This window comes from Kitasatospora sp. YST-16, assembly GCF_026802215.1.
In the GTDB taxonomy this organism is placed as follows: domain Bacteria; phylum Actinomycetota; class Actinomycetes; order Streptomycetales; family Streptomycetaceae; genus Kitasatospora; species Kitasatospora cineracea.
In genome coordinates, this window is sequence record NZ_CP113837.1 from 790,498 (window position 1) to 816,400 (window position 25,903).

At 71.2% G+C, this 25,903-nt stretch carries 13 protein-coding genes and 3 pseudogenes; 7 read left to right on the top strand and 9 right to left on the bottom strand.

The genetic code is table 11. The features are described 5' to 3' along the window. Window positions 1-94: 94 nt before the first annotated feature. The 3 genes and pseudogenes from OU787_RS34760 to OU787_RS03670 all read left to right on the top strand — a co-directional run. A pseudogene (locus OU787_RS34760) lies at window positions 95-1,390 on the top strand (heavy metal translocating P-type ATPase); the annotation flags it as partial. A 280-nt stretch (window positions 1,391-1,670) separates the two neighbouring features. Further along, window positions 1,671-2,333 (top strand): annotated as a pseudogene (locus OU787_RS34765) (HAD-IC family P-type ATPase); the annotation flags it as partial. Continuing rightward, window positions 2,330-2,743, top strand: a complete 414-nt coding sequence (locus OU787_RS03670; protein ID WP_030464423.1) for a hypothetical protein — start codon at window positions 2,330-2,332, stop codon at window positions 2,741-2,743. The pseudogene OU787_RS34765 and the gene OU787_RS03670, both read left to right, overlap by 4 nt. Before the next feature lie 135 nt (window positions 2,744-2,878). Here OU787_RS03670 and OU787_RS34770 read toward each other — a convergent pair. Beyond that, window positions 2,879-3,222, bottom strand: a pseudogene (locus OU787_RS34770) (hypothetical protein); the annotation flags it as partial. A gap of 684 nt (window positions 3,223-3,906) precedes the next feature. Here OU787_RS34770 and OU787_RS03680 point away from each other — a divergent pair. Continuing rightward, on the top strand, window positions 3,907-4,521 hold the full coding sequence (locus OU787_RS03680) for an ISAs1 family transposase (protein WP_442788622.1): 615 nt from the start codon (window positions 3,907-3,909) through the stop codon (window positions 4,519-4,521). 116 nt (window positions 4,522-4,637) lie between these two features. Here the strand turns inward: OU787_RS03680 and OU787_RS03685 are convergent, their stop codons facing one another. Together OU787_RS03685 and OU787_RS03690 are read right to left on the bottom strand one after the other, a co-directional pair. Then, window positions 4,638-5,120 (bottom strand): hypothetical protein, encoded by a 483-nt coding sequence (locus OU787_RS03685; protein WP_268658527.1) that lies wholly within the window; start codon window positions 5,118-5,120, stop codon window positions 4,638-4,640. Window positions 5,121-5,140: 20 nt separating this feature from the next. Beyond that, window positions 5,141-17,176 carry a LamG-like jellyroll fold domain-containing protein gene (locus OU787_RS03690; protein WP_268658528.1) on the bottom strand — a complete coding sequence of 4,012 codons (12,036 nt, stop codon included), beginning with the start codon at window positions 17,174-17,176 and terminating at the stop codon, window positions 5,141-5,143. Window positions 17,177-17,944: 768 nt separating this feature from the next. Between OU787_RS03690 and mycP the strand changes: the two genes are divergently transcribed. Continuing rightward, window positions 17,945-19,183 carry a type VII secretion-associated serine protease mycosin gene (gene mycP / locus OU787_RS03695; RefSeq protein ID WP_268658529.1) on the top strand — a complete coding sequence of 413 codons (1,239 nt, stop codon included), beginning with the start codon at window positions 17,945-17,947 and terminating at the stop codon, window positions 19,181-19,183. A gap of 165 nt (window positions 19,184-19,348) precedes the next feature. After that, complete coding sequence (locus tag OU787_RS03700; protein WP_268658530.1) at window positions 19,349-19,873, top strand: hypothetical protein; 525 nt, start codon at window positions 19,349-19,351, stop codon at window positions 19,871-19,873. Between the two features lie 81 nt (window positions 19,874-19,954). On the opposite strand, the gene OU787_RS03705 is transcribed toward OU787_RS03700, so the two are convergent. Continuing rightward, the gene (locus OU787_RS03705; RefSeq protein WP_030462788.1) at window positions 19,955-20,938 is read right to left on the bottom strand and encodes a LysR family transcriptional regulator; all 984 of its coding nucleotides are present in this window, start codon (window positions 20,936-20,938) and stop codon (window positions 19,955-19,957) included. A 217-nt stretch (window positions 20,939-21,155) separates the two neighbouring features. On the opposite strand from OU787_RS03705, the gene snpA reads away from it, so the two are divergent. Further along, a complete protein-coding gene (gene snpA, locus OU787_RS03710) occupies window positions 21,156-21,785 on the top strand; it encodes a snapalysin (protein WP_030462789.1) in 630 nt (209 codons plus the stop codon). Between the two features lie 572 nt (window positions 21,786-22,357). Here the strand turns inward: snpA and OU787_RS03715 are convergent. From OU787_RS03715 to OU787_RS03735, 5 genes are all read right to left on the bottom strand, one after another. Beyond that, window positions 22,358-23,743 (bottom strand): uracil-xanthine permease family protein, encoded by a 1,386-nt coding sequence (locus tag OU787_RS03715; RefSeq protein WP_030462790.1) that lies wholly within the window; start codon window positions 23,741-23,743, stop codon window positions 22,358-22,360. Between the two features lie 363 nt (window positions 23,744-24,106). After that, window positions 24,107-24,259: a hypothetical protein gene (locus tag OU787_RS03720; protein WP_268658531.1), complete on the bottom strand. Its 153-nt coding sequence runs from the start codon at window positions 24,257-24,259 to the stop codon at window positions 24,107-24,109. Next, a complete protein-coding gene (locus OU787_RS03725; RefSeq protein WP_268658532.1) occupies window positions 24,256-24,495 on the bottom strand; it encodes a hypothetical protein in 240 nt (79 codons plus the stop codon). Before OU787_RS03725 ends, OU787_RS03720 begins: the two co-directional genes overlap by 4 nt. Window positions 24,496-24,760: 265 nt before the next feature. After that, window positions 24,761-25,015: a hypothetical protein gene (locus OU787_RS03730; RefSeq protein ID WP_268658533.1), complete on the bottom strand. Its 255-nt coding sequence runs from the start codon at window positions 25,013-25,015 to the stop codon at window positions 24,761-24,763. Between the two features lie 131 nt (window positions 25,016-25,146). Then, window positions 25,147-25,878 (bottom strand): hypothetical protein, encoded by a 732-nt coding sequence (locus OU787_RS03735; RefSeq protein WP_268658534.1) that lies wholly within the window; start codon window positions 25,876-25,878, stop codon window positions 25,147-25,149. Window positions 25,879-25,903: the final 25 nt, after the last annotated feature.

Genomic DNA, 25,903 nt, shown 5'->3' on the forward strand with positions numbered 1-25,903 from the left:
CAGACGACGAATGAATGGGTGTTCATGTGTTCCTGTATCGTCGGCAGTGTCCGCCCCCACCGCCCCGCGGCCTGCGCGAAGGGTCCTGTCCGCCATGCCTTCCTCCACCCTGCTCGCCCGCCCCGCCGAGGCGCCCGCGGCGGCCGCCGCCGCGCCCCGGCGGCGCACCCGGGTGCTCGCCCTGCCGGAGGCCCGCTGGGCCGCCGCCGCGCTGGTGCTGTTCCTGCTGGCGCTGCCGCTGCAACTGGCCGGCGCCCCGGCCTGGTCGTGGGGCCCGCTGTACGCGCTCGCCTACGCGGCCGGCGGCTGGGAGCCCGGCTGGGCCGGGCTCCAGGCGCTGCGCGAGAAGACCCTCGACGTCGACCTGCTGATGATCGTCGCGGCGCTGGGCGCGGCGGCGGTCGGCCAGGTGATGGACGGCGCGCTGCTGATCGTCATCTTCGCCACCTCCGGCGCGCTGGAGGCGCTCGCCACCGCCCGCACCGCGGACTCGGTGCGCGGCCTGCTCGACCTGGCGCCCGCCGTGGCGACCCGGCTGCTGGACGACGGCACCGAAGAGGGCGTGCCGACCGGGGAACTGGCGGTCGGTGACCTGGTCCTGGTGCGGCCGGGCGAGCGGATCGGCGCGGACGGCCGGGTGCTGGACGGGGTGAGCGAGGTCGACCAGGCGAGCATCACCGGCGAGCCGCTGCCGGTCGCCAAGCGGACCGGTGACGAGGTGTTCGCCGGAACGCTGAACGGCACCGGCGCGCTGCGGGTGAAGGTCGAGCGGGACGCCTCGGACTCGGTGATCGCCCGGATCGTGCAGCTGGTCGAGGAGGCGTCGGAGACCAAGGCGCCCACCCAGCTGTTCATCGAGAAGGTCGAACAGCGGTACTCGCTGGGCATGGTGGCCGCGACGCTCGCGGTCTTCGCGGTCCCGCTGCTGGTCGGCGCGGCGTTCACCGACTCGCTGCTGCGCGCGATGACGTTCATGATCGTGGCCTCGCCGTGCGCCGTCGTCCTGGCGACCATGCCGCCGCTGCTGTCCGCGATCGCCAACGCCGGGCGGCACGGCGTGCTGGTGAAGTCCGCGGTGGTGATGGAGCGCCTGGGCCAGGTCGACGCCGTCGCACTCGACAAGACCGGCACCCTCACCGAGGGCACCCCGCGCGTCACCGACGTCCGCCCACTGGCGGGCGCCGGGTTGGACGAGGACGGGCTGCTGGCGCTGGCCGCCGCCGCCGAGCACCCCAGCGAGCACCCGCTGGCCCGCGCCGTCGTCGACGCCGCCCGGGCCCGCGGCCTCGCCCTCGTCCCGGCCGCGGACTTCGCCTCCACCCCCGGCGTCGGCGTCACCGCCACCGTCGCGGGCCGCACCGTCGCCGTCGGCGCCCCCGCCCACCTGCTCGACACCGCCCGTCTGCCCGGCACCGCCCACCTGCTCGACACCGCCGCCCCGGCCGCCGGGCGGGCCACTCCCCCGACCACCGGCTCTGCCGCCGACTCTGCCACCGACCCGGCCACCGATCCGACCACCGCCCGCGCCATCGCCGCCCCGGCCCCGGCCCGCACCTCCACCCCCGGCACCCCCGCACACCCCTCGGCACCGCCGACCCCACCACCCTCCGGCCGACGCCCGGACCGCCGCCCCCGTGACCGCCCGGACCGCCGCCCCCGTGACCGCCCGGGCCGCCGCGGTGGCCGCCGAACTGGAGCGGTCCGGCCGCACCGCCGTCCTCGTCGAGGTGGACGGCGTGCCGGTCGGCGTGCTCGGCATCGCCGACCGGCTGCGTCCGGACGCCGCCGCCACCGTCAGCGCGCTCACCGCGCTGACCGGAACCGCCCCGGTGCTGCTCACCGGCGACAACCCGCGCGCCGCCGCCCGCCTGGCCGCCGAGGTCGGCATCACGGACGTCCGGGCCGGGCTGCTGCCGCAGGACAAGGTCGCCGCCGTCCGCGAGCAGGAGGGCGCCGGCCGCAGGGTCCTGGTGGTCGGCGACGGCGTCAACGACGCGCCCGCCCTGGCCGCCGCGCACACCGGCGTCGCCATGGGCCGGGCCGGATCCGACCTCGCCCTGGAGACGGCGGACGCGGTGATCGTCCGCGACGAACTCGCCACCGTCCCCGCCGTCGTCGCCCTCTCCCGGCGGGCCCGCTCCCTGGTGGTGCAGAACCTGGTCATCGCCTCGGTGTTCATCACCGCCCTGGTGGTGTGGGACCTGGTCGCCACCCTGCCGCTGCCGCTGGGCGTGCTCGGCCACGAGGGTTCCACCGTCATCGTCGGCCTCAACGGCCTGCGCCTGCTGCGCGACGCCGCCTGGAAGCGCGCCGCCGCCGAGGGCCGCCGGTGAGCCGCCGCGCCCGCGAGAAGGCCGCCGCCCCCGCCGCGGGGGCGGCGGCCCGCTGCACCGTCACCGTCTGCCGGGGCTGCTGCTGCGGCACCCCGAAGATCCCCCGTCTCGACCACGCCGCCCAGCTCACCGGCCTGCGCACCGCCCTCGCCGCGACCGCGACCGTCCGTCCCGTCCCCTGCCTCGACGCCTGCGAGCACGGCAACGTGATCGTCGTCCAACCCTCCGCGGCGGGCCGGAAGGCGGGCGGGCGGCCGGTCTGGCTCGGCCTGGTCAACGACCTGGACGCCTCCGCCGACATCACCGCCTGGATCGAGGCGGGCGGCCCCGGCCTCGCCGACATGCCCGCGATCCTCGACCTGTACGCCTTCAGCCCCTCTCGCCGCATCCGCGAGCAACTCGGCGACTGACCCCTCCGCCTACCTGGCCACCTCCCGACCAGACATGGGGGCCTTGCCTTGGCGGCAACGGAGATCGCCCATTGGTACGACGATTGGGTTATTCGTGATGGCGTGGGCGTCAAACCGTCGGCCATAGGTGACGAGTTACCGACAATGGTCGAGCCGCTCCTGTCGCGCGGCTGGCGCCTGAAAGCAGCCGTCAGCCAGGTCGGAGTGACGCTGGATCTGTTTGAGTCGACACTTCACAGCTCGGATGATCTGGCCGAGGTCAACTGCGGCGAGGTTGCCGATGTCGCGTTCGACCAACAACCGGACGCCTTCTTACGGGCTGAGGTCCGGTGTACAAGCGGGCGATTGGAACACGGTGAGCCAACCGATGTTCGCGGCGGTGAACTCCCACAGCGGCTCGGTCAGGTGGAGGCGAACGTTATCCCATACCAGCAGATCGGGCTGCCGGGCTGAATCTGGGTACAGACGATCAGGTCCCGGGGCAGGGGCGTTTCAAATTCCTGGTGATCATGTGAGTCCGCTGGTCGGGGCGGTGCGAGGAGTGCGGGCCTGGCCGTCACGAATGCAACGAAGCTCCGGTTGAACGGGGTGACCTTCCCAAGTCGCCCTGAACCGCCGGAGCTTCGATGCGCCGCCAGTCTGCCACCGTCTGCCTGACCAAGTCGCCCGCGTTGGACGGCGTGGCGGGCTTGCCGCTGGTGGAGCGGTTGCGGGTGCTACCGGATCCGCGTCGGCAGTACGGTGTGCGTCACCGTTCGTGGCGGTGCTGCTGGTTGCCGCCTCGGCAGTGGTCGCTGGCGCGCGCTCGTATGCAGCCATCGACCAGTGGTCCGCGAACGCCCCACAGCACGCCCTGGCCCGCCTTGGGGCCCGGGTCGTAGGATCGTTGGGCGTGCGAGTCGCACCGAGTGCCGCCACGATCCGGCGGGTTGTCGGCCTGGTCTGCCCCGGCGGTCTGACCGACCTGACCGGTGCTGATTCTGCCGGCTCGGACTCGGTGGCCGTCGATGGCAAAGCCGCCCGAAGCTCCCGCCACGACGGGGTGCCCACCGCCGCCAACCTGCTGGCCGCGATGACCGGCGACGGCCGTACCGTCCCCAGCTATGGGTCCCCGACAAGACCAATGAGATCACCTGCTTCGCCGCGCTGCTGGCCCCTTCGACCTGACCGGGGTCATCGTCACGGCCGACGCCCTGCACACCCAGCGCGCCCACGTCCGCTTCCTGGTAGATGGGAAGAGAGCGCACTACCTGCTGGTCGTCAAGGCCAACCAGCCCGAACTGCACCGCCGGCTGCGGTCGCTACCGTGGAAGGACGTCACCGCACGCCGCTACGACCGCGAGATCGGCCACGGCCGCAGAGAGACCCGCGCGACCAGGGCCCTCACCGTCACTGACCTCGCCCTGGACTTCCCCCACGCCGTCCAGGCCGTACGCATCCTCCGCTATCGCACCGACCTCAAGACCGGCGCGGTCAGCCGCCAGACGGTCTACGTGATCACGGACCTGGCCTCGCAACAGTCGTCGCCCCAGCGCCTGGGCCAACTGGCCCAGTCACAGTGGATCATCGAGAACCGGCCCCACTTCATCCGTGACACCACTTTCGCCGAGGACGCCTCGAAGATCCGCACCGGCCACGGCCCCGACAACATGGCGACCCTGCGCAACCTGGCGATCAACAGCCTCCGTACCGCCGGGCACCGCAGCATCGCTGCCGACCTCCGGCACGCCTCCTACGAGCCCTTCACCCGCCCGCTCGACCTGCGGGGCATCATCTGACCAGCGCGGTTACAAGGTCATAGGACTTTGCAACGCCCCTGGGTCCCGGAGGTCTCGCCGACCGAAGCCTCCAGCTCGCCCTTGCGGCCCCATCCCCGGGGAAGGCCGAAAAAAAGTCACCCGCGCCCCCTCCGGCCTCGCTTCTTCACGGGGTTATCGATCACAAAATTACGAAAATATTCAAGCCTTTCAATATCACCTTCAACCAATTCCAGGATATCTAGAGCAATTTCCGACTCTCCGGACACGGCCTCCTGATAAAAGGTTCGCAGGCCGGAGTAAACAATCCTGGAGCAACTTCCGACCGGAATGCCGTCCACCCATTCAGTCTCTTCGCCGGAAAGTGAGGCAAGAACCGTTTCCAACATCTTCAACCGCGCCACGGAATGGAGACTCTCCCCGAGCGCAGAAACGATCACAGAAACTGCACAGGGCGCAACTTCGCTAATCACACCCCCATATTCAACATGCCCAAAAAGCCCCACCCCCCTGGCCTGCTCTTCCGTTTCTGCAGAAATCAGAGAGCGCAGATCGCCCCCAAGATGCCCCGCCGATCGCCCGCACCCACAAGAATAGGATCCCCACTCGATCCTCTCCACCTCACACAGCGAAGCCCTGATCAATTTATCCCCTCACCAAAAGCATCGAAAAGCGTTCCGTCGACAAAGTTCGACATGGGAAGATAGAGTTGACATTCAGTACATACCGGGATCTCATGATAGATTCTACCAAATCCATCATTGATATCCCTGTTAATCATCGCCCGGGTAAAGATGGTCTCGGGCAGAGGCCAGAGACTACCCTCCAGCAGGTTGATCTCCGCGCAGGTGCCATGACCAGAACAGGATGCCGCTATCTGCCCGGCAGAAATATTTATGGCACCCACGAATGAAGAACTCTTCAGCTTGCTTCCAACACTCCCATAAAGATCATCCCGGAGCTTCTCGGCCTCTGCCATGATAGTGGCGAAGTCCCACGCAGGGTCTATGGAGCGTATCCACGTTTCAGGCATCTGTGTCTTCCCACGGCGCCCCTTCGTTCCCCACTCCGCAGTCCCGTACCTGTAGGACCTGTCAAGAATCTCCCCAGTGTGTAGCGCTGCTGGAGTGACCAGGATCGTCCCCAGGGCCCTTGCCACGTCGACTGGGTTGTCCAGGTACCTTGGCAGGCTGGCAGCTGTGTCGATCGGGTTGTCCAGGAAGGCCCCAGTGACTGCTCCCAGGTCCGGGCTGGTCGTGCTCCAGGCGCCGGCTCCCTCGGTGGCCGGGAAGAGGCTGGAGATCAGACCCGTCGTTTCCTGGGCGAGATCGGCCGTGAAGGCTGCGGCGTCGGTGACGGAGTTGGAGATGGCGGAGATGGTCGCGGTGGCGGCAGAGGCGGTGGGGATGCCGAAGGTGGAGCCGGCCGTGTAACTGCCGATGGCTCCTGCGATGGCCGCGCCGGGGGCGATCTTGGTGCGGTCGAACTTGACGACCGGGGCGGCGGTGTCGCAGCTCTGGTAGGAGAAGGAGGAGAGCAGCGAGCCGAGGCCGCCGAACAGTGAGAATCCGCCGCCAAAGCCGCTCGAACCCGAGTTCATGCCCGAGATCAGGTTGTCCGCACCGCTTCGGAGGTTGTTCCTCTGCTGGATGCCCCAGATCAGGGCGCCTTCTGCTCCCTGCCCTGCGAGGCTTCCGGCTCCGCTCGCCACCTCTCCGAGGCTCGGGTTGTAACCGTAGAAGTGGGTCGCGTCGTACAGGTTCTGGCTTTCCAGGTAGTCCTGGACGTTGAAGCCGGGCTGTGAAACTTGACCCGCGTGGAAGCTGAACAGGCCGTTGAACAACCGGCTGACGGCTGCCATCGCAGAGCTGGCCAGACCGGAGAACATCGCGGCCAGCTGGTCATTGGACATCCCGCCGTGGCTCGCTGCCGCCGACGCGGCGCCGGTGCAGCCGGCCGAGTGGCCGTCGGGGTCGGTGTTCTGGAGCGGGTCCGCGTCGCCGTACTGGTAGCGGTTGGCGCGGGCCGCGGACATCGGGTCGAGGAGGACGGTGTCGCGGCTGGTGAAGCCGGAGGTGGCGGGGTCGTACCAGCGGCTGGCGGTGCTGACCTGGCCGGTGGCGGTGTCGGTCCAGCCGCCCTGGTAGCCGAGGTTGGAGGTGGCGCCGGTCCGGGTGGTGGGCTTGCCCCAGGGGTCGTAGGAGGTGGAGGCGGTGAGGGCGGTGGCGGTCGGGGTGAAGGTGCCGATCAGGTCGCCGTGGCGGTCGGTGTAGGCAAGGGCGGAGGCGCCGGTGGCCCCGATGGCGGTGAGGTTTCCGCCGGGGGTGCGGGAGTAGGTTTCGGTGCCGTCGGAGGTGAGGGTGCCGCCGGAGCCGGTGTAGGTGAAGGCGTGGGCACCGGACTGGGCGAGGCGGCCGAGGGCGTCGTAGCTGTAGGTCTGGCCCTGCTGGGCGGTGAGGTTGTCGTAGGCGTCGTAGGTGGCGGTGGTGGTGGCTCCGCCGGTGGTGCTGGAGGAGCGGGTGCCGCGGGCGGTGTAGGTGTAGCTGGTGCCGAGGCTGTTGCCGGTGAGTTGGTTGCGCTGGTTGTAGGTGGCGGTGTTGAGGCCGTTGGCGGTGAGGTTGCCGTTGGCGTCGTAGCCGTAGGTGGTGGGGGCGGTGCCGTCGTTCCAGGTGCTGAGGCGGCCGGCCTGGTCGTAGGTGTAGGTGTTGGTGCCGGCCCCGGCGAGGCCGGTGGTGGTCTTGGTCTCGAGGCGGCCGGAGGGGAAGTAGGTGTAGGTGAGGGAGGAGACGGCGGTGCCGGTGGCGGTGGTGAGGTTGTCGCCGGTGAGGTTGCCGAGGTCGTCGTGGCTGTAGGTGCGGCGGTCGCCGGTGCCGTACTGGACGGTGGAGAGCTGGTTGCGGGTGTTGTAGCTGTAGGTGAGGGCGGTGCCGGTGAGCGGTTCGGCGAAGGTCTTGAGGCGGCCCGCGGTGTCGTAGGTGTAGGTGGCGGTGCCGGATTCGTCGGTGCGGTCGGTGGTGTTGCCGTCGCCGTTGTAGGCGTAGGTGGCGTGGCTGACGGGGCCGTTGGCGGTGGTGAGCAGGCCGCGGTCGTCGTAACCGTAGATCTGGGTACCGGTGGGGGTGGACAGCGCGGTGAGGCGGCCGGTCAGGTCGTAGCCGAAGCTGCGGGTCGGGTTGGCGGCGGCTTCGCCGCCGGTGCCAGTCTGGGTCTTGAGGCGGCCGAGGGTGTCGTAGGTGTTGGTGAGGGTGACGCCGCCGGGTTCGATGCTCGTGGTGGGCCGGTCGAGGACGTCGTAGCCGGTGGTGTAGGTGCGGTCCACGGCGTCCGGGTAGGCGGAGGTCGCGGGCTCGATGGTGGATTCGGGCAGGCCGTGGGTGTTGAAGGTGTAGTAGGTGGTGTTGCCGTTGCCGTCGGTGTAGACGGTGCGGTGGCCTGCGGCGTCGTAGCCGAAGGAGGTGGTGATGCTGCTGGTCGTGGTGACCGGTTCGACGTGGCGCACGACCTGGCCGAGGGCGTCGAAGGCGGCGGTGGTGGTGTTTCCGTCCGCGTCGGTGGCGGAGACCGCGTTGCCCGCCGGGTCGTAGCCGACCGACGTGGTGGCCAGCACGGTGCCGGTGGCGGAGAGGTGGCTGGTGGACTTCACCCGGCCGGCCCGGTCGTAGCCGACCGTGGTGGCGGGGCCGGTGGTGCCGGGCTGGTCGCCGGGCTGAGTGGTCCTGAGGGGCTGGCCGGCCAGGTTGTAGGTGATGGTGGTGGTGTTGCCGAGCGGGTCGGTGACCGAGGTCTGCTCGCCCGCCGCGTTGAAGGTGGCGGTGCTGCGGGCGCCGGTCGGGGTGGTGCGGGAGGTGGTGTTGCCCGCGTCGTCGTAGCCGGTGGTGCTGGTGTAGGCGTCGGTCGTGGTGGTGCGGCGGACCAGTTCGGTGGCGGTGATCTGCCGTCCGAGGTCGTCGTAGGTGGCCTCGGTGCGGGCACCGGTCGGGTCGGTGACGGAGAGCTGCTCGCCCGCGAGGTCGAAGACCGCGTAGGTCTTCGGGACGGTGCCGTCGATCTGCGGGAGATCGGTCTCGACGAGGTTGCCGAGCTGGTCGTACACCTTGCCGGTCAGCTGGTTCTTGGCGTCGTACAGGGTCTTGGGCCGGTCGAGGGCGTCGTAGTCGATCTGGTTGACGGCCGTGACGGCGCTGCTCTGTCCGGGTGCGGTGTAGGAGGGGCCGGCGACGGATTCGTGGTGTCCGGTGACCGGGTCCCAGGTGTGGGTCAGGGTGGTGATGTTGCCGGTGGGGTCCTGGGTGGAGGTCGCCTCGTCGTAGATGCCGTAGCCGGTGCGGGAGATGGCCCGTGCCCCGTGCAGGACGGTGGCGGTCCCGGTGACGGGGTCGACGGTGGTGGTGTCGGCGGGTGGGGCGCTGGTGAGGGTGAGCCGGCCGAGCGCGTCGTGGGCGTAGGTGGTGGTGTAGGCGGCGGGGTCGGCGCCCGCGGCGTTGCCGAGCGGGCTGATGCTGGTCAGCGGCAGGCCGCGCTGGTCGTAGGTGTTCTTGACGACGCTGTCGGCGGGGCTGTTCCTGACGGTCCGGGTGAGGACCTGGCCGGTGTTGTTGTACGTGGCGTCGGTCTCGCGGCTCTCGCCCCCACCGCTCAGCACGCTGGCGAGGACGTTGTTGCCGGCGTCGTACGCGTAGGTGGTGGTGCGGTTGAGGCCGCCGGGGTCGAGGGTGGTGGAGGTGGTGCGGCCCGCGGCGTCGTAGACGGTGGCGGTGGTGGTCTTGCCGCCGCCGGAGGTCTGCTGGGTCAGGTGTCCTGCGGCGTCGTAGGTGTTCTGCTGCAGGACGACGGTGCGCTGGGTGCCGTCAGGGTTGCGGTAGCCGTCGAGGTCGGTCTCGGCGACGGTGTTGTCGTCGTTGTAGTAGGTGTGGGTGGTGCGCCCCATGGCGTCGGTGACGGTGGCCAGGCGCCCGGCCGGGTCGTAGGCGCGGGCCTCGACCGCCTGGATCCGGGAGGGGACTGGGTCGGTGGGGCTGCCGGTGTAGTTGCCGATGTAGGTGCGCAGCAGGTGGCTCTGGCCGTCGTAGGTGTAGGTCCACTTGGTGCCGGCGGGGTCGGTCTTGGTCGTGGTGTTGCCGTAGCCGTCGTAGGCGTAGGTGGTGGTGCGGCCGGCGGGGTCGGTGGTGGTGGCGAGGAGGTTGTGGCTGTTGTAGGTCCAGGTGGTGGTGCGGGGGGTGTCGCCGCCGGTGGTGTCGGAGACGGTCTGGGTGAGCAGGTTGCCGTCGTCGTCGTAGGTGAAGGCGGTCCGGCGGGTGTGGAGGGTGCCGGTTATGGCGTCGGTGGTGGCGGGGTCGGTCTGGGTGAGCGGGTGGCCCAGGCCGTCCCAGGTGTAGGCGGTGGTGGTGGAGGCGGCGGCGGGGCCGCAGTCGGTGCAGGTGGTGGTGGCGGTGGTGCGGCGGCCGAGGTTGTCGTAGGTGTAGGTGGTGACCAGGCCGGTGGGGGTGGTGGTGCGGGTGAGGTTGCCGTTCTTGTCGTAGGCGTAGGCGGTGGTGGCGCCTGCGGTGTCGGTCGTGCCGGCGACCAGGGCGGCGGGCTGGGTGCCGGCGGAGCCGACAGCCGGGTCGGTGCTGGTGGTGTAGGCGACGGTCCCGGTGCGGCCGCTCGGGAAGTCCGGAGTGGCGGGGCCGGTCGTGGAGGTGAGGTCGCCGAATTCGTTGTACCCGTACGACGTGCGGTACGTGGTGTCGGAGGCGTCCTTGCTGCGGGCGTCGCCGCTGGTCAGCAGCCGGTTGTTCGCCGGGTCGAACGGGTTGGACTGGTTGAGCGAGTAGGTGGCGTAGGAGGTGTGGCAGTGGGCCGCGTCGCTGCAGGTGGTGGTGGAGACGGGGTTGCCGCGGTCGTCGTGGCCGGTGGTGGTGGAGTGTCCGTCGGCGTCGGTGACGCTGTAGAGGTAGCCGTGGGTGTCGTAGCTGTAGCGGGTGGTGGCGGCGTTGGCGTCGGTGGCGGCGGTGAGTCGGCCGGTGCCGGTGTCCCAGCGCCAGGTGAGGGTGTGGGAGAGCGGGTCGGTGACGGTGGCGACGGTGGTCTTGGTCTGGGCGGAGGCGCTGCCCATGGCCTTGTAGTGGGCGGTGACCGTGTCGGCGCTCAGCACGGAGGGGTAGTGGGCGACTTCGGCGATGGTGCCGGTGAGGCGCCCGTCGGGGCTGGTGGGCTGGTTGGGCCATCCGCCGGTGGCGGTGCCGGCGCCGACGTACACGTAGGTGGCGCCGTTGTAGTAGACGGTGCGCTTGGTGGTGGAGTCGGCGGTCTTGGCGCCGTCGAGGTAGAGGGTCTGGCCGTTGTCGTCGCCGGCGATGACGGCGTGGTGCCAGGCGTTGTCGTTGACGGTCTTGGCGGAGACCAGGGCGTTGGCGGGGTCACCGGTCCACAGGGTTCCGTACAGCTTGCCGTCGCTGCCGACGTACAGTGCCGGGTTCCACCGGTCGGTGGTGCCGTTGGGGCTGGAGCCGAGGGGGAAGGACTGGTAGCCGTACAGGACGCCCGCGGTGCCGGTCTTGAACCACAGTTCGATGCTGTTGGCGCCGCGGACCGGGGCGGCGGAGTTCGGCAGTTGCAGGGAGGAGGTGGTGCCGTCGAAGGAGGCGGCGGTGCCGTCTGAGCTGCCGGAGGGGCCTGCGACACCGAGGGTGGTGGCGGTGTAGGTGCCGTGTTCCTGGTTGGGCAGGGCGGTGCCGAGGGTGTCCTGGACGATCGTGGCGCCGGCGGGGTCGTTCAGCCGCCAGTAGGCCTCGGGGGTGGAGCCGATGATGCCGGTGCGGTAGTTCGCGGACTGGCTTCCCGCTTCGCCCGCGGGGGCGGTGGCGTTGGCGTAGTGCCGCGCGATGGTGGCGGTGTCGAGGTCGGTGCCGTAGTAGGAGAGGTCGGCGATCTGGCCGTTGAAGTGGCCGCCTGCGTCGGCGGGTTGGCTGGGCCAGCCGTCGACGGCGCCCGCGCCGAGGTACGCGTAACGGGTGCTGGAGAACTTGGTGGGGCCGGTGACGGGGCTGCCGCTGGGGGCGCCGTCGACGTACAGCTGCTGGTAGTAGTTGCCGCTCGCGTAGCGCACCGAGAGGGCGGCCAGGTGCCAGGTGTTGTCGTTGACCGCGGTGGCGGAGACGGTCGTGTTGTTCTTGTCGCCGTTCCAGACCTGCCCGTGCAGTTTCCCGTCGGTGCCGACGTACAGGACGGGGGTGGAGGTGGCGGGGGCCGCGGTGCCGATGGGGTCGGACTGGTAGCCGTAGATGACGCCGGGGCTCGCGGTCTTGAACCAGACCTCGACGGTGGCGGTGCTGCCGGCGCGGGGGGCCGCGTCGGCGGGCAGCTGCACGTAGGAGGTGGTGCCGTTGAACGTGGCGGTGGTGGTGTTGCCGGTGCCGTAGGGGCCGCCGGCGTTCAGCGTGACGTTGGAGTAGGTGCCCTGGTTCTGGACGAGGGCCTGGGAGGTGAGCAGTTCGGCGGCCTGGTTGCCCGTGGTGTCGTTCAGGCGCCAGTAGCCGGAGGGGTGGGCGTCGACGACCGCGGCGTCGTACGCGGCGGCGCCGCCTGCGGCTTGGGCGTAGAGGGCGGCGGCGTTGATGCCGTGGTCGAAGGCGGCGACGTCGGCGATCTGGCCGTTGAAGTGGCCGAACGGGTCGGTGGGGGCGGAGGGCCAGCCGGGGCCGGCGTAGCCGGCGCCGAGGAAGAGGTGGGTCTGTCCGTTGTTCTTGATCTGGCCGGTGGCGGTGCCGACGGCCTGGCCGTCCACGTACAGGGTCTGGCTGGTGGGGGTGTCGGCGGACAGCACGGCCTGGTGCCACTTGCCGTCGGTGACGGTGGTGGTGCCGGCGATGGGGGTCGGGCCTCCGGTCCAGAACTCGCCGTGGAGTTTGCCGTCGGTGCCGACGTACAGCGCGGGTGTCCAGCGGTCGGTGTCCACGGAGTGGGCGCCGCCGATGGGGAAGGACTGGTAGCCGAGCAGGGTGCCGGGACTCGTGGTCTTGAACCACAGGGCGAAGGCACCGGCGCCGGCGGCCGGAGTGTAGGCGGCCGGGAGTTCGGCCCACGAGGTGGAACCGTCGAAACCGGCGGACGTGGTCGAGGCCGTGGGGCCCGCGGCGCCGAGGGCGACGTTGGAGTAGGTGCCGTTGTTCGGCGTGGGGCGCGGGGTGTAGACGGCGTTGGCGGCCTGGCTGGCCTTGCTCTCGGCGAGGCGCCAGTAGCCGTCGGGGCGGGAGCCGAGGACGGCGCCGCGGTACTCCTGCTCGGAGCCGGACACGGTCGGCTGGTTCAGCTTCCAGACACCGCCGTTGGGGTCGGTGTACTGGGTGGAGCGGTCGTTGACGGTGTCGTAGGCGACGGCGAGCTTGGTCTTGCCGGAGGGCAGCGCGAGGTTGGTGAGCTCGGCGGAGGGCTGCTGGGCGGCGGCCCACTGGGCGGCGACCGCGGGCGCGCCGAGGGCGTGCGGGTAGGTGGCGGCTTCGGCGAGCTGTCCGTTGAAGTGGTTGACGCCCGCGGTGCCGGGGGCCGGTGCGGCGGGCCAGGGGATGCCCTGGGTGTAGCCGGCGCCGAGGTAGGTGTAGTCGGTGTCGAGGTGGTCGATGGCGCCGTTGAGGGTGCCGACGGCCGCGCCGTCGAGGTAGAGGGTCTGGGTGTCGCCGGCGCCGGAGAGCACCGCGTAGTGCCACTTGCCGTCGGTGACGGTGCCGGGGCTGACGATCGGGGTGAAGCCGATCGCGGCGCCGTAGAACTCGCCGCGGAGTTTGCCGTCGGTGCCGATGTACAGCGGCTGGGAGGCGTGCGACGGGTTGGTGCCGAGCGGCTGGTTCTGGTAGCCGACCAGGGTGCCGGGGCTGGTGGTCTTGAACCACAGACCGATGGCCAGGTAGCTGTTGCGCAGCGTCCCGTTGGGCAGGGAGACGGAGGACGCGGTGCCGTCGAAGGTGGCGGTGGTGGTGGCGGAGCCGTTGAGCGGGCCGCTGCCGGTGCCGAGGGTGACGGAGGTGTAGGTCCCCTTGTCGGTGCCCTGGTTGGCGGTGTTCTCGCTGGCCGCGCTGGTGGCGCCGGCGGCGTCGCCGAGCCGCCAGTACGAGGACGGGCCGGCGTCCAGCACCGTGGTGCGGAAGTGCGAGCCCGGACTGTAGGTGTAGTTGGTGCAGGGGCGGGTGGTGCCGGTGCCGGCGGGCGGGGTGCAGACCTGGGACAGGCGGTCGGGGTTGGCGCTGTCGTAGGTGTACGTCCAGGTCAGTGCGGTGGCGGCGTCGCCGGGGGTGGCCGGGTCGGTGGCGACCTGGGCGATGTGCCGCTGGTCGGTGGTCCAGGTGAAGTGCAGGGCGCGGCCGGAGGCCTGGTCGGTGGCGGTGTCGAGTTTGCCGTCGGTGTAGTGGAGCGTCTGGGTGTGCTGCCGGCGGTCGGTGATCTGGGACAGCAGGTAACCGCTGCCGGAGTGCTCCGCGAAGGTGTAGACGCTGCCGGTCTTGTCGGCCAGCAGGAACCCGCCGCCCGGTGCGGTGGCCAGGGTCTCGAACTCGCCCGCGGGCGAGGTGTAGACGGACATGCCGGTGGTGGTGCGGGTGCTCGCGGACCAGGGTGCGGTGCCGCTGCTGTGGTAGAGGTACTGGATGCCCGTGGACTTGTCGACGGCGAGGAGGTCGGTGCCCGCGTCGGCGGGAGTGCCCTTGGCCTGGTCGCCGGGTATGCCGTTGACCGGGGTCAGGTCGCGCAGGTTCTGCCAGCCGGTGGCCAGGGTGGTGGGGCTTCCCAGGGTCGAGGTGCCGAGGGTGGCGTTGCCGGTGCCCGGGTAGAGCAGCAGGTCGCCGGTGGCGGTGAGGGCGGCGAGGTCGCCGTGGCCGTCGTGGTTGAAGTCGCCGCCGACGACGTCGGCGAAGCCCAGCCATCCGTTGCCGATGTAGACGCGGGTGCCCAGGGTGCCGTCCGCGGCGACCGGGTAGGCGTACATGTGTCCGTCGGCGCTGTCGACGGCGACGACGTCCTTGTGTCCGTCGGCCGCCAGCGGCGGGGTGATCGTCACGTTCTGCAGGCCGTTCCAGCCGCCGGCGACGATCGTCTTCGGGTCGCCGGTGGTGGTTCCGCTGCGGCCGGGGTAGAGGTTCAGCGCCCCGTTCCCGTTGGCGACGGCGATCACGTCGCCGATCCCGTCGCCGTTCAGGTCCCCGCCGGCGATCTGGGAGACGCCGTTCCAGCCGTCGCCGAGCCAGCGCCGCTTGGCCTGCGAGAAGTCCGGTCCCGGGTAGAGCCACAGCTTGCCGGTGCTGGAGTCGACGGCCACCGCGTCGTCGATGCCGTCGCCGGTCTGATCGCCCACACCCGCGAGCTGGGTGAGCTGGAAGTCGTTGCTCCCGAACCGCTCGGTACGGCCGTTGCCCGTGGTCAGGACCACGCCGCCGTCGCCGTCGCCGTCCGGGACGACGCCCATGTCGTAGGTGGTGGACCAGCCCGCGCCGAACAGTGAACCGGTGCGCGGGTCCAGGGAGTTGTAGGTGCGTCCGACTCCGAGGGCCGGGCCGGCCGCGGTGACCGACGCGTCGGCCGCGCTGGTCGTGTAGTTGCCGACCTGCGGGTCGAAGCTCCGGGTGGTGCCGTTGCCGACCGCACCGCCGAGGCGGGAGGTGATCAGCGGCTGCTGGACCGTGGTGCTGAACGGGATCGGCGTGCTCTCCGGGCTCTCCCCGATGTGGTCGCCGGCCTTCACCGTCCAGTAGTAGGCGGTGTTCCAGGCGAGCAGGCCGGTGGGAACGCGCCAGGAGTTGCCGGGCTGCCAGCCGGATTCGGCGAGCACCTGGGGATCACCGGTGGCGGGGGCCGAGTAGACCTTGAAGTCGTAGTCGACGCCGGTCCCCGGGAAGCCGTCCGGGTCGTGGCCGGTGGCGTACAGCTCGGGCGTGAGGAGCCCGACCTGGGTGTTCCCGAGCGGGAGCGCGGTGTCGATCTGGGGGTCGACGTTCTGGGACTGGACCCAGATGCAGGCGCCCTCCATGACCTTGTAGGAGTCGAGGAGCGACGTGGTGCCGCCGACCTGTCCGTCCCAGCACATCTGGTAGCTCTGCCCACCGGGCAGCGGGGGGATGGTCGCGTTGAAGGTGACCGTGTCACCGGTCTTGACCAGACCGGGCACCCCGGTGAGCGGCACGTTGGCCGCGGGGAACACCTCGGTGCCCGAGGAGTTGTAGAACCGGGGCTTGACCTGCATCGAGCTGCTGTTCCACCAGTTCACCGACGCGTTGGTCACGGTCAGCGCGATCGAGCCGGTCTGGGTGGCGGTCGGCGGCGTGTACGAGGTGGGGGTGCCGTAGGTGGCGGCCCAGTCGGAGTAGGTGATCTCGAGGTAGGGCGGGTAGGAGGTGTTGACGCTGTCGAACTTCTTCCAGCCGTTGACGTCGGTGGAGCTGGCCGTCATCGCGAGGCCGTAGTTGTCGCCGTCGTTCGCCCAGCTGTTGACCAGCGCGGTCCCGGGGTCGAGCTGGTTGTGGCCGAGCTGGAAGAGTTCGTCCCGGATGCCGACGGAGCACGAGTCGCCGGCGGCGGCGGTGTTGGCGGCGAGTTGCTGGCCGATCGTCAGCCCGGGGAAGTCGTGGATCGTGGCCGGGTCCCACGAGCTGTTGATCTTGCTGATGTAGACCGGCGAAGGGTACTTCGCGTCGTCGCAGTTCCACGAATGGGTGTTGGCGATGTGGAGGTTCGCACCCAGCACGAACTGGTGGTGCAGCGCGCTGCCGACACCGGGGAAGTACAGGTAGCTGTTGTCGACGTGGGCGCCGTAGTCGTAGGTGCCCACCCGCAGCTCCGACGCCGCCGAGTTGTTGCCGGTGTAGCCGTTCGCACCGGACTCGACGAACGTGCTCTTTCCCGCGTTGACGTTGCCGGAGCTCGTGGGGTCGACCCGCACCGGGTAGGCGCGGGCCTTGTCGTGCAGCCAGGCCGCGTCCAGGTCCATCCGCAGAGCGGGCTTCCCGCCGACGGTGGTGAGCGAGTAGGTCACGCCCATCGAGGTGGCGCCCTGCCCGCTGTGGACGTCGACGGCCGCGTCCTCCATGCTGCCGTGCGGCATGGTCAGGCGGACGGCGCCGGAGGCGTCCTTGAAGTTCAGGTCGCCCTGCTCGCCGACGGCCGGGGTGAGGCCCGTCAGATCGAGCGGAAAGGTCCAGCTGGTCGGGGCGTTGGCATCGTGCAGGACGAGGGTTTCCTTGACCCCGTTGGCGAGCCCGTTGTAGACGACGTCGGTGGAGGCGGCGGCCGAGGGGTAGGTGAGCGTGTCGCCGTTGGCGGTCGCCTTGACCGGGGCCGCGCCCTGCAGCCCGTAGGAGACCTTGTGGTCGGCGTCGACGGTCAGCGTCACCAGGGACTTGTCGTCGGCCCGGGGCGCGAAGGAGGCGCCCGAGTCGTTGGCGGTCTCGGCCCACCGGCCGCCGTTCAGGGCGAAGTCGGTGTCGATGTTCGCCCAACTGCCGTCGGACTTGCGGTAGTGGACCGGCCGGGAGTAGACGCGGGTGGTCTTGGTGCCGTCGGGGTTGGCGAAGGTCGCCGAGTCGCGGTCACGGGCACCGACCACCTCGGCGCCGTCGGCGACGGGGCCCGGCAGGGCGGTGGTGTCCGCGGAGGATCGGCCGTGGTAGGCGGGGCCCTTGTCCTTCACGCCCTGGGGGGAGGGCGCACTGCCCACGCGGGGAAGGCTCGGGGGCGCGACGGGCCGGGCGGCCACCGGTCGACGGGGGTCCTCGGAACCCTGCGGGTTCGCGCCCTTGCCCGGCGCATCGGCAGGAAGTTCGCCCGGGGCCGCGGTGTGCCTGCCCCCGCCGGCGCCCGACTTGGACGTGGCGGAGGCCGGAACGCTGCCGGGACGTCCGTCGGCGCCGCCTTCCAGCTGCCGGGGCGTGTCCGCCGCGGCACGGGCCGCTCCCGCCTTCGCACTCTGCAGCGCGGTGAACGCCGCAGCGGGCTCGGCCACCGCGGTCTGCACCATGGCCAGGCCGACGAGCGCCGCGATCCAGCGACCGGCTCTGGCCACGGGCGGGGTCCGGCGACGCGCCGCTGACGAACCGTCCGGGTGGACGGCGCGTTGGACGATGGACTTCACGGACGGGCGACGCACGGCGGATCCCCCTGGGCCGAAGTGTTCGAGATCGCACCCGCACAGGGCCGACCGCGAACACTTACCGTTCGCACACACGATCCGTCCATGGACTCTCCGCCTCGGATTGCCCCCGCTTGGACGACAATCACCCGAGTTCATCCGAAATAATCTTGCAGAATTTTTGCCGCGCCATGACTTTCGGATGACCTTCGGTCATTCCCCGAAGCATTCGACGGGGTCTTGTCACGCGCCCCGCCCCTCTCTGTAGAATCACCTCCCGCCACCGGACCGCGACTGGCTGGAATTCACTGGACGGACCTGGCCGGAAATCCCAGGAAGCCCGAGGGGGAAGAGTTCGTGTCAGGTCGATGGCGCAGCTGGGCAGCCGGTGCCGCAGCCGCAGCCGCACTCTGGGCGGCGGCGGCCGGCCCGGCCTTCGCCACCGATCCGATCCGCGGCAGCGAGTGGCCGCTGGACGCACAACACTTCCGGGCGGACGAGGTCTGGGCGCTCTCCCGCGGTGCCGGCGTGACGGTCGCCGTGGTCGACAGCGGCGTCGCCGCCTCCCACCCGGACCTGGCCGGGCAGGTGCTGCCCGGCACGAGCCTGCTGGGCGACGGCGGGGACGGCCGCAGTGACACCTCGGGCGACTCGCACGGCACCGCGGTCTCCGGGATCATCGCCGGCACCGGCGGGGCCGACGGCCAGGGCATGACGGGGCTGGCGCCCGACTCGAAGGTCCTGCCCGTCAAGGTGACCACCGGGGACCGGGTTTCGCCCTCCGTCGTGGCGCAGGGCATCGTCTGGGCCGTCGACCACGGCGCGAAGGTCGTCAACGTGTCACTCGGAACGGAGACTCCCGACGCACTGCTCAAGCGGGCGGTGGCCTACGCGCTGCAGCAGGACGTGGTGGTGGTCGCGTCCGCCGGCAACCAGGGCCGGAACGGGAACCCGGTGCAGTACCCGGCCGCGTTCCCCGGCGTGCTGTCGGTCTCCGGCACGAACCGGGACGGCTCCTTCTGGGCTCCCGGCGAGTCCGGCACCGGCGTGGCGGTGGCCGCCCCGGCCAGTGACGTCTACTCGACCAACGACCTCGGCCAGTACGTCCACGCCGAGGGCACCAGTTACGCGGCCGCCTACGTCTCCGCCACGGCCGCGCTGATCCGCGCCCGCCGGCCGGAACTGACCCAGGGCCAGGTGGTCCGCCGCATCATCACCGGCACCAGGGAGCACCGCGACACGCCGGACGCCCGGTTCGGCTACGGGCTGCTCGACCCGCTCGCGGCCCTGACCGTCGACATCTCCGGCGCCGACCCGGGCAATCCCCTGGCCTCCCCCACCGCCGCGGCCAAGAAGGCTTCCGCACCGTCCTGGCCGGCCTGGACGTCCTGGACGGCAGGTGTGCTGGTCGTGCTGGCCGCAGGTACGGGCGCGGCTGTCCTGCGGCGACGGCGGAGCGGCCGAATTGCCGAAGCTCCGGCACCGCCCGCTCCCGAGCCGCGCAGGTCGGGAAAGGCTTCCCCGCCGCCCGGGTCCGGCCCATCGCCCAAAACCCGGAAGAAGGCCGAGGGAACGGTTGGCAAATCCCGGCGGTGAGCCGGGTGCGGAATGCCCGGTTCCGGCCGGGCGAACCGGTGGAAAACCGGAATCAACTGCCCGGAATCCGGCCGGGTCCCGCTGTCCGAAAAGCATCCGTCATGGCCTTTCCGGCATGAGTGAACCCGCATTCCATTTGCACGACGCACAGGAACCGGTGGTCCCGTGAAGATCTCCTTTCGCCTGCGGTCCTCCCGGGCCCTCGCCCTGACGGCCGCGCTCGCCGTGCTGCTGGGAACAGCGCTGGCAGTCCTGCTGCGGCTGCAAAGTGGCGACGGCACCCCGGCGAAGGTCGCAGCGAACGACTACTCGGGCCGCCCGTCGGTGTGCCTGGCCGCTGACGACTCGACGGCCTCCGCACAACTCGTCCAACACACCTGGGCAGTGCTCCAGCAGTCCGGGACGGACAGCGGGGTCAACGTCCAGCAGCTCGTCGTACCCGCCGAGGACGCGGCCGAAGCCGCCCCCTACCTGTCCGGCCTGGTCGCCCAGCACTGCACCATGGTCGTCACCGCCGGCGCGCCCTTCGACGGCGCGCTGCCCACCGTCGCCAAGGACGCACCGCACGTCCGCTTCATCGCCGTCGACCCGCCGGCCGGAACCGATCTCAAGGGCGCGACCGCACTGCCCCCGGACCAGGTCCCGGACCGTCTCGGTCAAAGCGTCCGCGACCTCGTCACGAAGCACTGACCCGCACTCCCCCGCGACAACGCCGACAGGCTCGCCACGCCCGCCCCGACCTACCGGACCCCGGACGGGACGGACCGGCCGTCAGGCCGGTGGCGGTGCCGGGGCGAGGAGGGTGTGCAGGGGGCGGTTGTGGCGGCGCAGCCAGGCGCGGTAGGCGGGGTTGACGCTGGCCAGGTCGAGGTAGGCGTGGCGGAGGTCGCCCCAGAGGCCGTCGAGGGCCGGGCCGCCGACGGTGTCGGGGCGCCAGGTGAGCAGCAGGCGGACGGCGAGCGGGTCGCCGTGGACGGGGCGCAGGACGGTGCCGGGGCCGGGCGGGGAGGTGGGCTGGCAGGGGCGGACGGCCTCGCCGGAGGCGACGAGTTCGGCCGCGGTGGCGTTGTCCCGGACCTGGACGACGCGCGGGTCGAGTCCGGCCCCGGCGAAGACCCGGCGCAGGGCGGCGTACTCGTGGTCGGCGGTCGGGTCGACCATCCAGGTGTCGTGGGCGAGGTCGGCGAGGCTGACGACCGGCCGGCCGGCGGCGGGGTGGGTCTCGGCGAGGGCGACGAACTGGGGTTCGCGGGCGACCAGCACCCGCCGCTCGGTGCCGGCCGGCACCTGCAGCGGGAAGCCCTCGCTCTCGTGGACGAAGGCGATGTCGAGCTGTTCGGCGGCGACCAGGTGGAGCAGGGCGATCGCCGAGATGTCGATGTGGATGGTGGTGTCGGTCTCCGGGAGCCGGTCGTGGATGCGGCGCAGCCAGGCGGCGACGGCGCGGCTGCCGACGCTGCCGATCCGCAGTCGGCGGCGGCCGGGTCCGGCGGCTTCGGCGCGGGCTGCGGCGACCAGGGCGTCCATCTCGGTGATCACGGGCCGGGCGCGGGAGAGCACCCAGTGGCCGAGGGCGGTGGGGCGGCTGCCGGTGCGTTCGCGGGTGAACAGCCGTCCGCCGATGGTGCGTTCGATGCGGTGCAGTTGGGTGGTCAGCGACGGCTGGGTCATGCCGAGTCGACGGGCGGCCTTCCGGACGCTGCCGGTGTCGGCGACCGCGCACAGCACCCGCAGGTGTCGGACGTCGAGGTCCATCACGGGAGCATAGCCAGGCGTCCATCTTCTGCCAAGAGCATGTCAAGCAAGCCCCACGTCCGGTCAAATCCCGTGCCGCGCACGGGTATTGGCCCGAGCTATCGCCGGTTGCCATCTCCGCGCCCCGGCCGCCCTGCCCCAAGCTCGGTGCAACAACTCGTCACCGCGTCCCGGACGGCCTCCCCACGGCCCCGGGACCCGCGAAATGGAGTCCCCCATGAACCGCTCCATGACCCTGCTCGCCGCCGCCCTCGGCATGGTCCTCGCGGCCGGCACCGCCGCCGTGCCCGCCGCCGCGGCCACCACTACCCAGGGCTACACCCCGTCCGCGAGCTCCGCCGTCAACTCCTCCCGGGACGCCGACAACAAGGCGTTCTACGAGGCCGTGATGAAGTCGGCCCGCTCCAAGCAGGCCGCCAACCCCTACCTGCTGGCCGTCACCGTCACCTACGACGCCAGCCAGGCCCCGACCTTCCGCACCGTCATCTCGCAGAGCGCGCAGATCTGGAACTCCTCGGTCTCCAACGTCCAGCTCCGCTCCGGCACCAACGCCGACTTCCGCTACTACGAGGGCAACGACTCCCGCGGCTCCTACGCCTCCACCGACGGCCACGGCAGCGGCTACGTCTTCCTCGACTACGCGCAGAACCGGCAGTACAGCTCGCTGCGCGTCACCGCGCACGAGACCGGCCACGTGCTCGGCCTGCCCGACCACTACTCCGGCCCGTGCAGCGAGCTGATGTCCGGCGGCGGCCCCGGCACCTCCTGCACCAACCCCTACCCGAACACCACCGAGCGCAGCCGGGTCAACAGCCTCTGGCTGTACGGCCTCGCCGCCGCCCACTGACCTCAGCCCACTGCCCCCGCCCGCCGAGCACCCGGCCCCGCTCCCCGAGCGGGGCCGGACCGCTGCCGGCAGCCGGCAGCCGGCCGACGGGAGTTCAGCGCGCGGACTCCGGGTGGGCGGTGGTGGCGAACAGGTTCAGGCCGAGGGCGCCGGACAGGTAGTGGGTGACGCGCCGGCCGCGGACGCGGACCGCCGGCGAGCACTGCCGGGTGCAGAGGTCGGTGGTGGCGACCGGGTCGCGGGCCGGCGCGCCGTAGCCGTCCAGCAGGGCCGTAGCTGTCCAGCAGGCGGGCGATCAACTCGTTGCGCTGGTTGGTGGCCGTCCCGGAGGCGTACACCCGCTCGTCCGACCGGAGAGTTCGCCCGACTTCCGGCACCGGCCGAGGGCCATGACGCCAAGCTCACCAACACGTGGCAGATGCACGGCCGAACCGGATTCCCCCCTGCTCCGCCACCGCGTCCTCCTCCAGTGATCGCCACGGAGCGCTACCGCCGCATACGGGCCAGAGCCGTTCAACGGACAGACCCCGGGGGACCGGCCGTCCCGGTCCGGGGCCCGGTGGCGTGCGTGCTCAGTCGTCGTAGCTGCTGGTGCCCTCGTCCAGCAGCGGTCCGTCCGCGGCGGGTTGCGGGTGCTTGAGGTGGGCGGGGGCCAGGGCGCGCAGGCCGTGGTAGCCGAGCAGGACGATCAGTGTGCCCAGGGCGATGCCGCCGAGTTCGAAGGTGTCGGTGAACTTGAGCGTCACGTTGCCGATGCCGACGATCACGCCCGCGGCGACCGGCACCAGGTGCAGCGGGTTGGTCAGGTCCACCTTGTTGTGGATCCAGATCTGCGCGCCGAGCAGGCCGATCATGCCGTACAGGACGACGGTGATGCCGCCCAGCACGCCGCCCGGGATCGCCGCGATCACCGCGCCGAACTTCGGGCACAGGCCGAACAGGATCGCGAAGCCGGCCGCGCACCAGTACGCGGCCGTCGAGTACACCCGGGTCGCCGCCATCACGCCGATGTTCTCCGCGTACGTGGTGGTGGCCGGGCCGCCCACCGCGGTGGAGAGCACCGTCGCCGCGCCGTCCGCCACGATCGCCGCGCCCATCCGGTCGTCCAGCGGGTCGCCCGTCATCTCCGAGACGGCCTTCACGTGCCCGGCGTTCTCCGCGATCAGCGCCACCACCACCGGCAGCGCCACCAGGATCGCCGAGGCCGAGAAGCTCGGCGCGTGCAGGGACGGCAGGCCGATCCAGTCCGCCTTGCCGACGCCCGACAGGTCCAGGCGCCAGTGGTCGGTGGCCGCCCCGCCGCCCGCCGGGGAGTGGATCCTGCCGAAGAGCCGGTCGAACAGCCACGAGACGCCGTACCCGAACACCAGCCCCAGGAAGATGGCGATCCGCGACCAGAACCCGCGCAGCACCACCAGGGCGAGGGCCGTGAACGCCATCACCAGCAGCGCCGTCCACTGGTCCTGCGGCCAGTACGTCCCCGCCGCCACCGGCGCCAGGTTGAAGCCGATCAGCATCACCACCGCGCCCGTCACCACCGGCGGCAGCACCGCGTGGATCACCCGCGCCCCGAACCCCTGCACCACCGCCCCGCAGGCCGCCAGCACCGCACCCACCACCAGCAGCGCACCCGTCAGCGTCGCCGCGTCCCCGCCCTGTGCCTTGATCACCGCGGCCACGCCGACGAACGACAGGCTGGAGCCCAGGTAGGACGGGATCCGGCCCTGCGTCACCAGCAGGAAGAACACCGTCGCCACGCCCGACACCATCACCGCGAGGTTCGGGTCCAGGCCCATCAGCACGGGCGCCACGAAGGTGGCCCCGAACATCGCCACCACGTGCTGCGCCCCGAGCCCGACCGTCCGCCCCCAGGACAGCCGTTCGTCCGGCCGCACCACCGCCCCGGGCCGCGGCGCCCGCCCGTCGCCGTGCAGCTTCCACCCGAACCCGACCTTCATGCCGTTCCCTGTTCTACTCGACCGAACCGCCCTGAAGCCGAGCTCCGGAGCCGTGCGCTGACCGCACCATGATCCCCCGGCCGCAGAGCAGGCCGTTCGAGGAAGTTCCGGTGTCGGCAGCCGCACCTGAAGAAGCGCACACTACTTCGGCCAGCGCGGAAGCCACCGGTCTCTACTCCGGTTACCGCTTCGAACCACGAGCCGACGGCACCTCAGCCCGAATCCACCGATCTGATTCGAGGGTGATCAGTTCCGGGGTTCGGTCGGGGTGGCTGGGTGTGGGTGTGGGGTGTCCGCTGGTCTGCCCAGCTTTTCCACGTCTGCTCCGGTCGGACCCTGGCGGGCGAGTGGTCGGGTTGTTGATCAGGCCGGTGGCGGGTGGGCGGTATCGAAGAGGTCGGTGAACGCGTGCTGCCGGGGCCGGCGGTCGGGCAGGTGCAGCATCAGCCGCCGGGCCGAGCGGGCGATGCGGGCGATGCGGGCGATGCGGGCGATGCGGGCCGGGACGTGGATCAAGTGCTCGCGCAGGAACGCCAGGCGGTGAACAACTCTCCCTGCCCGGCAGCCACGAGGAAGTCCCGGTGCACCGCGTGGAGTTGCCGGTTGTGCCCGTGCGTGAACGCGCGCAGGAACGTGCCCAGCGTGGAGGACGCGCGCGCCCCGCCGAACAGCCGGCCCATCGCGCCGTGCCGTAGCCGGCCGGTGTCGTCGATCGAGTCGGCCCCGGCGCACATCGCCGCGACCGGCGTCATCACTTTCGCGGCCGGGTTGGCGCCGCTGCTGTTGCCGGCACCGTCGATCCGTAGTCGCTCGCGGGTCAGGCCGGGAAGCCCGACGCGCTCGGACAGCCGAACAGCGGGACAAGCCCCGCATCCGCGATCAGGTTCGACTCGTCGAACGCGGCGGTGAGCGCGCCCGGGCCATGGGAGGATTCCACTTACGAGGTGCCTTGCTGGTCGGGCCGGACGGAAGCGTGGAGAACTCCCGTCCTCCCAGCCCAGCAAGCACCTCTCTGCGTCATCCCGTCCCCACGTCAGTCACAGCCCGATGGATCCGGGCTGAGAGGGGGTCGGTCTCGAACACCATCGGGTGGGCCGGGAACAGCCGGTCGGTGCGCAGCGGGTCGGCCGTGGTCTCCGCGTACCGCGCGATGCCGTCCAGCAGGTCCGTGAGCTCGGCTTCCCCCAGGCCGGGCACCGTCTCCGGCAGCCGGCGGCGGGCGGTCGCCGGGAGGGCGAGCGGTACCGGTCCCTGCAGGGGCCGACACAGCAACCGCCGTCGCCGGAACGGCGGCACAGGATCGCGGGCTGCCCATACGGCCAACGGTGCCTGCCGGCTCCCACCGCGGTGACGGTCCCTCGCCCTCGACGCCGAAGTCCACCCGGACAACCAGGCCCGTCCGGTCAGGACGGCCAGGCGGCCGTTCCGCCGTCCCTCCGGTCGGGCGAACGGTGCCCGCGGGGACGGCGGGCCTGGCCGGATCGGCGGAGGTGACGCCGACTGCGGGGGACGGTGGCGACGAACCCGGCGGAACACGACCGGGAAGGGCTGCGCAAAACTGTCACCGAGTCACCCCCCCCGCGGTTTTGGGCCGTTGCCCAGGAGGAGACGTCCATCAGGTCCCCGGAACCGGCGACCTCCGCCAGCGCGCGGCCCAGCTGGGTGAGGGTGGCGCGGACGGCGAGCAGTTCCTCACGCAGGTCGTCGGCCTGCGGCCAGGCCTCTTCGTGGGCCACCGGGTCGGTTCCCGGCGGCCGGGTCGCCTCGTGGGCCGTCAGCAGCGGGTGCCACCGCGCCAGCAGCGGCCGGAGGGCTCCGTTGAGGACGGCCACCGCGAGCACGCCGAAGCTGAGGTGGCCCCGGCCCCGCCGGGGAGCGACCTCGGGCCCGTACCGGCGCAGGATGTCGCGGGTGGTACCGAAAAGGCTGTACAGCGAGGTCATTGCCTCACGCAGGAGTCCTTCGCCGGCCTTCAGGTCGACCACTGCTATCCGGGTGACCAGTTCGACGTACAGCTCCCAGGCGGCTCTGCGCTCGGCGTCCACCGGCTCCCAGACCCCGCTGATCTCGCCGAACAGGGGAATACCCAGTTTGACGGTGAACTGTTTCGCCCTCGGACGCTTCGCGCGGCGCATGATCCCCCTCCAGCCGGTACCAGAG